Here is a 12784-nt window from a genome sequence, read left to right as displayed (position 1 = left end):
CGAGCAGGTCAGCACCGTCGTGCGGTGACCGCGCCGCACGACACACCCCAGTAGTTCAGAACCATCCCGGGGCACGAACCCCGGGCTCTCATCAAGAAGGAGAGCACCACGATGGCAAAGCCCGTTGTGCGCAAGCCCAAGAAGAAGGCCAACCCGCTGAAGGCGGCGAAGGTCGAGAACATCGACTACAAGGACACCGCGCTCCTGCGCAAGTTCATCTCCGACCGCGGCAAGATCCGCGCGCGTCGCGTGACCGGTGTGTCCGTCCAGGAGCAGCGTCTCATCGCCACGGCCGTCAAGAACGCCCGTGAGATGGCCCTGCTGCCCTACTCGAGCTCGGCTCGCTGAGCCCCGCTCGAGAACAGGAGAACATCATGAAGCTCATTCTCACGCACGAGGTCTCGGGTCTCGGTGAGGCCGGCGACATCGTCGAGGTCAAGGACGGCTACGGCCGCAACTTCCTGCTCCCGCGCGGTCTCGCGACCCCGTGGACCAAGGGTGGCCAGAAGCAGGTCGACGCCCTGACCAAGGGCCGCGAGGTCCGCTCGATCAAGGACCTCGACCAGGCCAAGGGCATCAAGGGTCAGCTCGAGGCCTCCTCGGTCAAGGTGCCGGCCAAGTCCGGCCAGTCGGGTCGCCTCTTCGGCGCCGTCAGCAACGGTGACATCGCCGCTGCCGTCAAGGCTGCCGGTGGCCCCGAGCTCGACAAGCGCAAGATCGAGGTCAAGCAGGCCATCAAGACGCTCGGCTCCTACGAGGCGACCGTCCGTCTGCACCCCGAGGTCGCGGCGACCCTCAAGTTCGAGGTCGTCCCCGCCTGAGCCCAGGCTCACCAGCACCTCAGCAGCACGGTCGAAGGGCCGGGATCCGCATCGCGGGTCCCGGCCCTTCGTCATGCCGTGGTGTGCCGGTGTCGTCAGGCGCGGCGCAGGTTGACCGCCGCGTCGAACTGGTTCCACGGGGTGTTGCCATCGCTGTCGGTCACCTCGACGTGGCCGTGGACCTGGACCCGCCCGGCGCGCAACCCGCCCGCGGGTGCCGTGACCGTCCAGTCTCTCGTGGTCCCGTCGCACGTGACGGCGACCGACCCCGTGGTGGCCACGCCCGCACGGGTGACGAGCTCGACACCGATCGTCCCGGCCCCCGACGTCGCCTCGGGGTCGGGAACGATGCAGGAGTAGGTGCCGCCCACCGTGATCTGCCCGTCGGCGAGGACGGCCTGGCGGTCGACGGTGACGGTGCTGAAGCCGGGCGCGCCACCGGCGTGCGCCGGCGCGACCGTGAGAGTGGTCGCCGTGAGGGCGGCGGAGCCGGCGAGGGCGAGGGCGGTGAAGGTGCGCGTGATGGACATTCGTGGATCCCCTTGTCTGCTGGGCTCGTTCGTCGAGCCACTGCCACCTAGAACCCTCGGTGCGCCGGATCGGTTGTCAGCCCCGCCGAGATTTCTTTGGTGCCCCCACCAGTCGAGTGCTCAGTCTTCTGCGTCGGGAAGTGGCCACTCGACGGAGACTGGGCGGGCTCCCCACGAGTCGAGTGCTCACTTTTCGACCCACTCATGAGTCGAGTGCTCGGTTCCCGACGCCTCCGCCGAGCCGGGTGCCCGGTTCGCGTGTCGGAAAGTGAGCACTCGAGTGCTTGGGCGGGGCCCGTGGCGGACTCGACCATGTGCTCTGGGTCAGGCGGAGTCGCGCTCGACGAGGTGCGTGGCGAGGGTCGTGACGCGAGGGGGAGTCTCGCCGGCGAGCAGCCGCAGCAGGGTGTCTGCCATGACGACACCCATCTCCTGCGCCGGCTGTGCCACGGTCGTGAGGCCGACTTTGCCCCGCGTGGCGTAGGGGCTGTTGTCGAAGCCCACGATGGCGACGTCGCCGGGCACCGAGAGGCCCCGCTCCTCGAGGGCGAGGAGGGCGCCGCTCGCCATGAGGTCGCTCGCGACGAAGATCGCGTCGACGTCGGGGTGCTCGTCGACGAGGGCGAGCGCGGCCCGGATGCCGCCGGCCTCGGTGAAGTCGCCGTGCGCGATGCGGTGGTCCGACAGCCCGGCGGCCGCGAGGGCGTCGCGCCACCCGAGCTCGCGGTCGACGGAGGCGGGCATGTCGGCCGGGCCCGTGATCGTGGCGATGTTGTGGTGCCCCCGCCCGACCAGGTGCTCGACGGCGTGCCGCGCACCGGTCCGGTTGTCGACGTCGATGTAGTAGTCGCCGGGGTGGGCGATCTCGCCGATCGGGCGGCCACCGAAGACGACGGGGAGCGAGCGGCCGAGCGAGGCGAGGAAGTGGTCGCCCGAGTGGTGCGAGACGACGAGCGCTCCGTCGACGTTGCCGCCGAGCAGGTAGCGGCGGGTCTTCTCCGACGGCGAGCTCGGGTGCGTCAGCTGGAGGTTGAGCACGTAGTCGCTGTCGTCGAGCCGGTCGCTGATGCCCTGGACCACGTCGGCGAAGTACGGGTCGCCGAAGAACCGGTGCGCGTCCTCGGGCACGACGAGCGCGATCGACATCGTCGCCCGGGCGACGAGGGAGCGGGCCGCCCGGTTCGGCACGTAGTTGAGCTCGGCGATGGCCTTCTCGACGACGGCGAGCACGTCGGGGCTGACCTTGGGCGAGCCGTTGATGACCCGTGAGACCGTGGCGCGGGACACGCCGGCCACCCGGGCGACCTCCTCGAGGGTGGGTCGCCCGACGGGCGATGCCAGCGTCCCGTCGCTCATGCCTCGGTGTCTCCTGCAGGTCCGGTGTCCACGTCGTCGGTGGCGTCGGCTGCGGGGAGCAGCTGGCGGGTCGCGATGATGCGGGCGTAGTCGAGGGCGCTCGCCTTGGGCGTGCGCACCTGGGTGTCGTAGTCGACTCGGACGATACCGAAGCGCTTCGCGTAGCCCCACGCCCACTCGAAGTTGTCGAGCAGCGACCAGTAGAAGTAGCCCCGTACGGGCACGCCGGCGTCGACCGCGTCGAGGACCGCGCCGAGGTGGGCCCGCACGTATGCCGTGCGCCCCCGGTCGTCGACGAAGCCGTCCTCGTCGGCGACGTCGTCGAAGGCGGCGCCGTTCTCCGTCACGTGCAGGACGGTGCCGGCGGGGCCCGCGTACTCCTCGTGGAGGCGCACGAGCAGGCGTGTCAGCCCCTCCGGCTGGATCTCCCAGTCCATCGCGGTGACGGGCAGGCCGCGCGGGTGGCGGAAGGAGGAGTCGGCGGCCGGGAAGGGCGAACGGGTCTCGCGACCGCCGTTGACGGAGTCGTCGAGGGCGGAGGCGGGCGGCTCGTGGCCGATCGCCTCACCGTTGTAGTAGTTGACGCCGAGGACGTCGATCGGCGTCGAGATGACGTCGAGGTCGCCGTCCATGATGTGGTCTTCGAGTCCCAGGTGGCGGACGTCCTCGAGCACGTCCGCCGGGTAGTGGCCCCGGAAGACCGGGTCGAGGAAGATCCGGTTCATCTGGCCGTCGACGCGGCGGGCGGCGTCGACGTCGCGCGGGTCGGACGGGTCGAGCGGGTCGGCCACCGTGAAGTTCAGCGTCAGACCGAGCTCGAGCGACGCGTCGCGGGCGCGCAGCTCCCGGACCACCCGGCCGTGACCGAGCAGCAGGTGGTGCGCGGCAGCGAGCCCGTCGGCGGGCGACGTGCGCCCCGGGGCGTGCATGCCGCCGGTGTAGCCGAGGAACGCCGAGCAGAACGGCTCGTTGAGCGTGGTCCACGTGCGCACCCGGTCGCCGAGCCGGTCGTGGACGGCGAGCGAGTAGTCGACGAACCGGTCGACCGTCTCGCGCGACGTCCAGCCGCCGCGGTCCTCGAGCGCTTGGGGCAGGTCCCAGTGGTAGAGGGTCAGCCAGGGCGCGATGCCGGCCTCGAGGAGCGAGTCGACGAGCCGCTCGTAGAAGTCGAGGCCCTTGGCGTTCACGGGCCCGCCGTCGGGGCAGACCCGGCCCCACGACGTCGAGAAACGGTAGGACTGGAGGCCGAGCGACCGCATCAGCTCGACGTCGGCGGCATACCTCGTGTGGTGCTCGCACGCGACGTCGCCGGTGTCTCCGTCGACGACGGCACCCGGCGTGTGTGCGAAGGTGTCCCAGATCGAGTCGGTGCGGCCGTCGACGTGCCGGGCCCCCTCGATCTGGTAGGCCGCGGTCGCGGCACCGAGGTCGAAGTCCCTCGGCACCGGGCGGGCCTGGGTGACAAGGGTTCTGGCAGACGTGCGCAGCGAGGTGGCGGGGTTGGCGGTCATCCCTTGACTGCTCCTTGCATGATGCCGGAGACGAGCTGCTTCCCGGCGAGGACGAACAGGACGATGAGGGGCAGGGCCATGAGCACGACCCCGTTGAGCACGAGCGAGTAGTCGACGAAGTAGGCGGCCTGCAGCTGCTGCAGCGCGACGGGCAGTGTCGGGTTGCCCGGGTCGAGCACGATGAAGGGCCAGAAGAAGTTGGTCCAGGTCGCGATGAAGGTGAAGAGGCCGAGCATCGCGGCGCCCGGTCGGGCTGCCGGAAGCGCGACCGACCAGAAGGTGCGCAGGGTGGAGGCGCCGTCGACGCGGGAGGCCTCGATGAGCTCGTCGGGCAGCGCCTCCTGGAGGTACTGCGTCATCCAGAACACGCCGAACGCGCTCACCGCACTGGGCAGGATCACGGCCCACACGCTGCCGATCCACCCGAGGCGGCTCATGACGATGAAGAGCGGCACGATCCCGAGCTGGGTCGGCACGGCCATCGTCGCGATGACGAAGACGAGCAGGCCGGAGCGGCCGCGGAAGCGCAGCTTGGCGAACGCGAACCCGGCGAGGGCCGAGAAGAGCACGACGAGCAGCGACACGGTGCCGCTGACGAGCACGCTGTTGCCGAGGGCCTTCCAGAACGGCACGGTCGTCACGACGGTGGCCGCGTTCTGCAGGAAGTGGCCGCCCGGCACGAGCGAGTAGGGGTCGCGCACGATGGCGGCGGAGTCCTTGCTGCCGATGACGAACGACCACCAGAGGGGGAACGCCGATGCGAGCAGCACGATGGTGAGGACGACGTATGCCGTCCGGCCGGCCTGGGCGCGTCGCACGACCCGCGTGCGGCGGGCGCGGCCCGTCGGGCGCGGTGGGGTCACGGTCGAGGTGGTCATCGCTGTCCCTTCGAGGCGATCCGGCGGGTGACGAGGAAGTTGACGAGGGCGAAGACGACGACGATGAGGAAGAGCATCCAGGCGACCGCGGCGGCGCGACCGAAGTTCTTCTGGGTCCAGCCGAGCTGGTAGAGGTAGAGCGTCAGCGTCTGCCACTGCCGGTCGGCGCCACCGAGGCCGTACTGGTCGTACATGCGGGGCTCGTCGAAGATCTGCAGGCCGCCGATGGTCGAGGTGATGACGACGAAGATGATCGTCGCCCGCAGCTGCGGGACGGTGATGGAGAAGAAGGTGCGCACCCGGCCGGCGCCGTCGATGAGGGCGGCCTCGTAGTAGTCGCGGGGGATGGCCTGCATCGCGGCGAGGAAGATGAGCGCGTTGTAGCCGGTCCACCGGAAGTTGACCATGGTCGCGATGGCGAGGTGGCTGGGCAGCACCTCCTTGTGCCACTGCACGGGGTCGATGCCGACGAGGCCGAGCAGGTGGTTGACGAGGCCGAACTTGTCGCCGAAGAGGTCGCTGAAGACGAGCGCCACGGCAACGGGCGCCACGACGTAGGGCAGCAGCACTCCCATCCGCCAGAAGGTGCGGGCCCGCAGCCCGCTGTCGAGCGCGGCCGCGATGAGCAGGGCCGCGATGACCTGCGGCACGCTCGAGAGCAGGAAGATGCTGATCGTGTTCTTCAGGGCGTTCCAGAAGAACGGCTGGGCGAGCACGTCGGTGTAGTTCTTGAGTCCGACGAAGTCGCCCTGGCCGCCGATGAGGCTCCACTTGTGGAGCGAGACCCACGCCGTGTAGAGCAGCGGGAACAGCCCGACGACGCCGAAGAGGATGAAGAAGGGGCTGACGTACGCGTACGGCGAGGCCTTCTCGTCGAGCTTCGTCAGGCGTCGCCGCCACCCCGCCCGCGGGGCGATGGGGGAGCGGTGGACGGGAGGGGGTGCCTCGGTCGAGGAGGGCGTCGCGCGGGTGGGGGACTGGATGCTCATGGTGCGTCCGCTCGTCGGGTGGGGGTCCGGTGCCGGCGGTGGCACCGGACCCCCACGTCAGCGTGGGGTCAGCCGAGGGCCTTGACGTCGTTGACCCACTTGTCCCAGGACTCCTGCGGGGGGGTGCCCTGCTCGACACGCGTCAGCGCCTGCTGCATCGCGTCGTTGATCGCGAAGTAGTGGGTGCCCTTGTAGGGCGAGAGCGTGACGGCCTTCGCGCGGTCGGCGAAGATCTGGCCAGTCGGCGCGTTGTTGAACGAGGCGACCTTGAAGCCGAGCAGGTCCTTGCTCTCGAGGGCTGCCTTCTGGCTCGGGAACGCGCCGACCTTCTTGAAGGCCTTGACCTGCTGCTCAGGGGCGGTCAGCCACGCGGCGAGCTCCCGGGCCTCCTTCGGGTGGGCGCTCTGCTTGGGCACGGTGAGGTAGCTGCCGCCCCAGTTGCCGCCGCCACCGGGGAAGGTGTTGGCGACGTCCCAGCCCTTGACGCCCTTGGCGTTGCCCTCGATGACACCGACCATCCAGCCGGGGCAGAGCATCGTGGCGAAGCCGTCCTTCTGGAAGCTCGCCGTCCAGTCGTCGCCCCACTGCTGGAGCTTGGCCGAGAGGCCGTCGGTGATGCCGGCGGTCACGACCTGGTCGTAGATCTTCTTGACGGTGGCGTTGTCGGTCGCCGTGATGGCGTCGTCGCTCGGGTTCTCGTAGGCGGCCTCGAGCTGGTTGACCATGCCCTGGTAGGTGGCGCCGATGCTGTCGAAGAAGGGGACCTTGGACTTGGCCTTGAACTGCTTGCCGGCCGCGAAGTAGCTCTCCCAGGTGTTGCCGAACAGCTTGGCGACCGACTCGCGGTCGCTCGGCAGGCCCGCGGCCTTGAAGAGGTCGCTGCGGTAGCAGATCGCCTCGGGGCCCGAGTCGGTGCCGTAGCCGATGAGGTGGCCCTCGGCGTCGGTGGCGGCCTTGGTCTTCCAGTCGAGCCAGCGGCCGTCGGTGTCACTGCTCTTGAGGTCGGTGAACTTGTCGGAGAACTGGAGCATCTCCGGCAGCCAGTCGACCTCGACGGCCTCGACGTCGGCCATGCCGCTGCCGGCGGAGAGGCGGGTGAAGAAGTTGTCACGGGCCTCGTTGGAGGTGGCCGCCTTCTTGTGGGTGACCTTGATGTTCGGGTGCGACTTCTCGAACTCGGGGATGAGCTCCTCGTAGCCGAACTGGTTGAAGGTGGCGAGGGTCAGGGTGACCTGACCGCCACCGGCCGGGGTGGCGGCGCCGGCCGGGGCTGCTGCCCCGTCGCCGGCCGAGCCCGAGCTGCAGGCCGACAGGGCGAGCAGGCCGACCGTGAGGGTGGCGAGGGCGACGTGGCGCGAGCGCACGGTGGGCGTGCCGGTCCGCATGGAACGGGATGTCATGGAGAGCTCCTTCGGTCTCATCCCCTGGGTGGGTGTGGGAGCGCTCTCCGTGCGTGGACACGATGCGTGAGAGCGCTCTCACGGGAGAGAATGGAGGGGTGCGGTGCTCGCCGTCAAGACCCGTGACCATTCCGTGACACCGCGTCCGGGCGCTCCGGAGGCTAGCGTGGGGCGCTCAGGCACCGACGAGCAGACGCCGAGCGGGAGGCTCCCATGACGAGCACGACCACCTACGACCTCGTCGCGATCGGGCGGGTGGGCGTCGACCTCTATCCGCTCCAGCACGGGGTGCCGCTCGACGAGGTGCGCACCTTCGAGAAGTTCCTCGGGGGTAGCGCCGCCAACGTCACCGTCGCCGCGGTCCGCCACGGCCGGCGCGCGGCCCTCGTCAGCGCCGTGGCCGACGACGCCTTCGGTCGGTTCGTGCACCGCGAGCTGCTGCAGCTCGGCGTCGACGACGCCCATGTGCAGACCGTCCGCGGTGGGCCGCCGACCCCGGTCACCTTCTGCGAGATCTTCCCGCCCGACAGCTTCCCCATCTGGTTCTACCGCTACCCCGTCGCGCCGGACCTGCTCATCACCGCGGAATCCCTTCCGATGCAAGCGATTCGACAGGCTCGGGTGCACTGGTCGACCGCCACCGGGCTCAGCCAGGAGCCGAGCCGAAGCGCGCACCATGCGGCGTGGGAAGAGCGGGGCCGGGCGCCGCTGACCGTCCTCGACCTCGACTACCGCGCCGTCTTCTGGACCGACGCCGACGAGGCCCACCGGCGGGTGAGCGATGCTCTGGGCAAGGTCACCGTTGCCGTCGGCAACGCCGAGGAGTGCGAGGTGGCCACCGGGGAGTCCGACCCCGAGCGGGCCGCCGACCGGCTGCTCGAGGCCGGGGTCGAGCTCGCCGTCGTCAAGCTCGGGCCGCGTGGCGTCCTCGCCGTGACGCCCACCGAGAGGGTGTCGGTGGGGCCGTTCCCCGTGCGCGTCGTCAACGGCCTCGGCGCCGGCGACGCCTTCGGTGGTGCACTCGTGCACGGCCTGCTCGAGGGCTGGGACCTCGAGCGCACGCTGCACTTCGCCAACGTCGCAGGGGCCCTCGTGGCCGGTCGGTTCGAGTGCTCAACCGCGATGCCGACCACGGCCGAGGTGCAGGAGCTGCTCTCGGACGTCGAGGTCGCCGACGGGGCCTTCTGAGGGCAAAAGAAAACCCGCCCCTGCTGGTCTTGTCGCCGAACTCGGCCAGCAGGGGCGGGTGCCCTTTGACCCGGTGATCCGACAGGGGGAGGAGATCACCGAGTCGCACAGGAGCAACTCACGAGAACGACTATGAACGCCCATCCTTAAAGAACGCTGGGAATGCCGTAGTAGTTGTCTCAGACTCCGCGGTCCGGTGGGCCGCGTCATTGCACATGAGGAGTGCGGGGGTCGAACCGGGCGCCTCGGGTATGCAGCCCGTGTCGCGTGGTCCGGCGGCCACACCGCACCCGAGGAGGAGCTCGTGCAGACGTTCGTGCCCTACGCGGACTTCGCCCGGACGGCGGGGGTGCTCGACACGAAACGGCTCGGCAAGCAGCGCGTCGAGGTCATCCAGATCGTTCGGGCGCTCACGGTGGCCGGCTACGCGTGGGCGTCGCACCCTGCGGTGCTGATGTGGAAGGGCTTCGAGGAGGCGCTGGGCTCGTACGGCCTCGCGATGTGCGACGAGTGGCTTGGTCGCGGCTTCGGCGACACGTGCGCCGCCACGATCCGGGCCGACCTCGCCACAGCCGGCGTGACCCGCCTGCGCGACTACGACAGCCTCGCGTCGGACGGGGCGCTGCCCCCGTGGCTGGCCGACGAGGAGGTGCAGCGCAGCCACCGCTCGGCGCTCGTGCGCAAGGACCCCGCCCACTACGCCGCCGTGTTCCCGGACGTGCCGCCGGACCTGCCGTACGTGTGGCCCGTTCGCTCGGAGGCGGTGCTCGAGCGGGAGCGCCGCCGCGAGGCCGCTGCGGCGCGGCGGGCCGAGCGCGAGCAGGAGGCGCGGCGTCGCCGCCGCAGCGCTGCCGCCGAGAAGGCCTGGCGCACCCGCCGAGCGTCCACGCCCGACTGATCCCCACCGTCGAGTGCTCGGTTCCCGACGCGCCCCCACCGTCGAGTGCTCAGTTCCCGACACGCCCCCACCGTCGAGTGCTCAGTTTCGAGACGTCGGGTACTGAGCACTCGACTCGGGGGGAGGGGAAGCGGGCGGTCGCTGGGCTCGGGACAGACGGCATACGGCGGCGGGTCAGCGCGCGCCGACGACCATCCACGCGCCCCCGCGGGCGCGCCAGCCGAGCACGACGGCGCGGATGACCATGAAGGCCGTGAACGCGGCCCACAGCACGACGACGTCACGGCTCGGCGACCCGCTCGGCCCGATGGCCCGGACGGCGAGCACGAACGGCAGGTACGCGACGAAGGTGACGACCATGCCCCACGCGAGCCAGCTGCCGTCGCCGGCGCCGATGAGCACGCCGTCGAGCACGAAGACATACCCGGCGACCGCCTGGCCGAGCCCGACGACGACGAGGGCGGCGCCGAGGGCACTGCGCACGGCCGGGTCGGTCGTGAAGAGCGGGGGGATCACGGAGTGGACTGCGGCGAGGAGCAGTCCCAGCCCCAGGCCGCCCCACACGCCCCAACGCACCATGGTGCCCATCGCGAGCCGCACCCCCTCGCGGTCGCCCGCGCCGAGCGCCCGACCGGTGATGGCCTGGCCGGCGATCGCGAGGGCGTCGAGCGCGAAGGCGAGGAACGACCACACCGTCATCGCGACCTGGTGGGCGGCGAGCGGCACGTCGCCCAGCGAGGCGGCGACCCACGTCGTGACGAGCAGGGTGGCGCGCAGGGCGAGGGTGCGCACGAGCAGCGGTATGCCGGTGCGCGCGGCCGCGAGGATGCGGCCCGGATGGGGGCGCAGCCGGGCCTTGCGTGCCCGGGACCGCGCGAGCAGGACGCCCACGAGGGCGAGCCCCATACCGGTCTGTGCGATGACCGTGCCCCACGCCGATCCGGCGATGCCCCAGTGCAGTCCGTAGACGAAGAGGAGGTTGAGCGCGATGTTGGCGCCGAAGCCCACGACCGAGGCGACGAGGGGCGTCGTCGTGTCCTGCAGGCCCCGGAGCACGCCGGTCACGGCGAGGATCACGAGCATCGCCGGGATGCCGAAGGCGGAGATGCGCAGGTAGGTCGTCGCCTGCTCGAGCGCGGCCGGTGAGGCCCCGAACGCGGCACTGATCGGGCGGGCTCCGGCAGCGACCACCGTGGCAGTGACGACACCGAGTCCCAGCGCCAGCCAGAGCCCGTCGATGCCGGCGCTGATCGCCGAGCTCTCGTCACCGGCGCCGAGGTGGCGCGCGACGACGCTCGTCGTGCCGTAGGCGAGGAAGACGAAGATGCCGGCGGCCGTGACGAGCGCGGCGCTCGCGACGCCCAGACCGGCGAGCTCGGCGGTGCCGAGGTGGCCGATGATCGCGGAGTCGGCGAGCAGGAAGAGGGGCTCGGCGATGAGGGCGAGGAACGCGGGCACCGCGAGCCGCACGATCTCGCGGCGATGGCCGGGGTGCCCGGCGTCTGCGGTCGGGTCGCTCACGCCGGCGCCCCGAGGTGCTTGAGCGCCTCGCGTCGCGACAGGCCGGAGAGGTGGGGGTGCGCCGCGACGAAGGCGAGCACCCAGTCGGGGTCGTGCCGTGCGTGGTCGCGCAGTGCCCAGCCGATCGCCTTGCGGCTGAAGAAGTCCGGGTCGTCGATGTTCGGCTCGATGACGTCCGTGAGCAGTTCCTGGTCGAGCCGTGCTCCTGCCCCGACCTGGCAGATGATCGCCGCGCGGCGCACCCACGACGAGTCGGCAGCCGCCCACTCGCGCAGCCGCAGTCCCTCGACCGCAGGGGCGGCGAGCACGGTGTCCCGCACCAGGTGAGTCGCGATGTCGTCGACGACATCCCACCAGGCGCCCGCCCGGATCAGCCTCTCCCACAAAGGCATCGCCTCGCTGCCGACCCACGCGCGATAGGCGCGGTGGCGCGCGAGGGCGATGGCGGCATACCACTGCTCCCGGTGCGTCGCCTCCTCCCAGAGGGCGCCGATGGTGGCCACCCACTGGCCACGCGACTCCATGGCGAAGGCGGGATCGCGGAGGAGGGGGCCGAGGGCGGCTTTGAGCTGCGGCGCGGTGAGACCGAAGTACGGCATCGTCGACTTCATGTAGCGCCGCTGGCCGGCGGCGCGCACCGGGTCGGCCTGCTGCTCGAGCGATGCCCGCACCGCCGACACGAGGTCGAGGTGGGGGCCGGTCGTCATGCGCCCACGGTAGTCGGAGACCGGTGTCGCGCTCCGGACTGCCCACGGGCCTCGGCGGCCCCGCCCGGCCCCCGAGCCTGGGACGTCGGCGGTGTGCGACGACCGGTCGGTCAGGACTTCGTCGCGCGGCCGAGGTAGCCGAAGGTCCACGGCTTCATGAGCGAGGGCATCGGGGCGTACGCCCGCTCCACCTGCTCGACGACGAGCCCTGACTGCTCGACGAGCTCGTCGATGGGCCGAGTGAGGTGGCAGCCGTCGAAGACGCGCTTCTGCATCGGCTCGAGACGGTGTTGCCAGCGGCGCACGCGGTCGTCGGGTGAGACGCCGTGCTCGAGGAAGTGCAGGGACCCGCCCGGACGCAGCACGCGCCGCACCTCGGACAGGGCGGCGGCGACGTCGGGGATGGTGCACAGCGTGAAGGTCGACAGCGCCGCGTCGACGCTCTCGTCGTCGAGCTCGAGACGCTGCCCGTCGAGGCCGCCGCGGACGATCGGGATCGGGCTGCCGGCCCGGCGTGTGGCTCCGAGGTCCCACCCGACGTCGGAGGGCTCGACGGCGACGCCCCGGGTGACCTCGACCGGGTAGAGCCCCACGTTGCCGCCGCTGCCGAAGCCGAGCTCGACGACCTCACCCCGGAGTCCCTCGCAGGCGCGTGACCGCAGCGCCACGAGCGCTTCGTTCTCCGCGCCGGCGACCAGCCGCGGCGTGACCTGTCTCGCCCAGAAGCCCATGCCCGCAGCCTAGGCGGGGTCAGCCCACCCGGAGCGTGATGACGGGGATCTCCGGAGGGGCCAGCACGCGTACGGGGGGACCCCACGCGCCCGCGCCGCGGCTGGTGAGGACGGGCACGTCGCCGACTGTGCCGAGCCCGTCGATGACCGGCTGCTGCAGCAGCACGGCGTAGCGGAACGGCCACAGCTGGCCGCCGTGGGTGTGCCCCGACAGCTGGAGGTCGACGCCCTTTCCACGCGCCGACTCGGCGGCC

At 71.1% G+C, this 12784-nt stretch carries 13 protein-coding genes and 1 pseudogene; 4 read left to right on the top strand and 10 right to left on the bottom strand.

What is annotated here, in order from left to right; genetic code table 11:
• The first annotated feature begins 111 nt into the window (after positions 1–111).
• Positions 112–348, top strand: coding sequence for a 30S ribosomal protein S18 (gene rpsR / locus ACYVNR_RS19560; RefSeq protein WP_013494395.1), 237 nt, complete (start codon positions 112–114; stop codon positions 346–348).
• A 26-nt stretch (positions 349–374) separates the two neighbouring features.
• Positions 375–821 carry a 50S ribosomal protein L9 gene (gene rplI, locus ACYVNR_RS19555; protein WP_045189111.1) on the top strand — a complete coding sequence of 149 codons (447 nt, stop codon included), beginning with the start codon at positions 375–377 and terminating at the stop codon, positions 819–821.
• 95 nt (positions 822–916) lie between these two features.
• Here rplI and ACYVNR_RS19550 read toward each other — a convergent pair whose 3' ends face one another.
• The 6 genes from ACYVNR_RS19550 to ACYVNR_RS19525 form a co-directional block, all read right to left on the bottom strand.
• Positions 917–1351, bottom strand: coding sequence for a DUF6299 family protein (locus tag ACYVNR_RS19550; RefSeq protein ID WP_461050384.1), 435 nt, complete (start codon positions 1349–1351; stop codon positions 917–919).
• Positions 1352–1675: 324 nt separating this feature from the next.
• On the bottom strand, positions 1676–2707 hold the full coding sequence (locus ACYVNR_RS19545; RefSeq protein WP_045189113.1) for a LacI family DNA-binding transcriptional regulator: 1032 nt from the start codon (positions 2705–2707) through the stop codon (positions 1676–1678).
• On the bottom strand, positions 2704–4218 hold the full coding sequence (locus ACYVNR_RS19540; protein WP_461050381.1) for a GH1 family beta-glucosidase: 1515 nt from the start codon (positions 4216–4218) through the stop codon (positions 2704–2706). The genes ACYVNR_RS19545 and ACYVNR_RS19540 overlap by 4 nt, the downstream gene beginning before the upstream one ends.
• Positions 4215–5096, bottom strand: a complete 882-nt coding sequence (locus tag ACYVNR_RS19535) for a carbohydrate ABC transporter permease (protein ID WP_458799071.1) — start codon at positions 5094–5096, stop codon at positions 4215–4217. Before ACYVNR_RS19535 ends, ACYVNR_RS19540 begins: the two co-directional genes overlap by 4 nt.
• Positions 5093–6085, bottom strand: a complete 993-nt coding sequence (locus tag ACYVNR_RS19530; protein ID WP_045189119.1) for a carbohydrate ABC transporter permease — start codon at positions 6083–6085, stop codon at positions 5093–5095. Before ACYVNR_RS19530 ends, ACYVNR_RS19535 begins: the two co-directional genes overlap by 4 nt.
• A gap of 68 nt (positions 6086–6153) precedes the next feature.
• The gene (locus ACYVNR_RS19525; protein ID WP_461050378.1) at positions 6154–7485 is read right to left on the bottom strand and encodes an ABC transporter substrate-binding protein; all 1332 of its coding nucleotides are present in this window, start codon (positions 7483–7485) and stop codon (positions 6154–6156) included.
• A gap of 213 nt (positions 7486–7698) precedes the next feature.
• Here ACYVNR_RS19525 and iolC point away from each other — a divergent pair, with 213 nt between their 5' ends.
• Positions 7699–8673, top strand: coding sequence for a 5-dehydro-2-deoxygluconokinase (gene iolC, locus ACYVNR_RS19520; protein WP_045189123.1), 975 nt, complete (start codon positions 7699–7701; stop codon positions 8671–8673).
• A gap of 304 nt (positions 8674–8977) precedes the next feature.
• Complete coding sequence (locus tag ACYVNR_RS19515) at positions 8978–9571, top strand: MSMEG_6728 family protein (RefSeq protein ID WP_461050376.1); 594 nt, start codon at positions 8978–8980, stop codon at positions 9569–9571.
• A gap of 174 nt (positions 9572–9745) precedes the next feature.
• Here ACYVNR_RS19515 and ACYVNR_RS19510 read toward each other — a convergent pair whose 3' ends face one another.
• The 4 genes and pseudogenes from ACYVNR_RS19510 to ACYVNR_RS19495 all read right to left on the bottom strand — a co-directional run.
• Positions 9746–11092 carry an MATE family efflux transporter gene (locus ACYVNR_RS19510; RefSeq protein WP_461050374.1) on the bottom strand — a complete coding sequence of 449 codons (1347 nt, stop codon included), beginning with the start codon at positions 11090–11092 and terminating at the stop codon, positions 9746–9748.
• Entirely contained in the window at positions 11089–11799 is a 711-nt protein-coding gene (locus ACYVNR_RS19505) for a DNA alkylation repair protein (RefSeq protein ID WP_461050372.1), read from the bottom strand. The genes ACYVNR_RS19510 and ACYVNR_RS19505 overlap by 4 nt, the downstream gene beginning before the upstream one ends.
• A 110-nt stretch (positions 11800–11909) precedes the next feature.
• Positions 11910–12530, bottom strand: a complete 621-nt coding sequence (locus ACYVNR_RS19500; RefSeq protein ID WP_461050370.1) for a class I SAM-dependent methyltransferase — start codon at positions 12528–12530, stop codon at positions 11910–11912.
• 19 nt (positions 12531–12549) lie between these two features.
• Positions 12550–12784, bottom strand: a pseudogene (locus tag ACYVNR_RS19495) (metallophosphoesterase); the annotation flags it as partial.

It is taken from the genome of Terrabacter koreensis (assembly GCF_054783315.1).
Note: the sequence above shows the minus strand (reverse complement) of the source record. Positions and strands in the feature narration are given on the sequence as shown.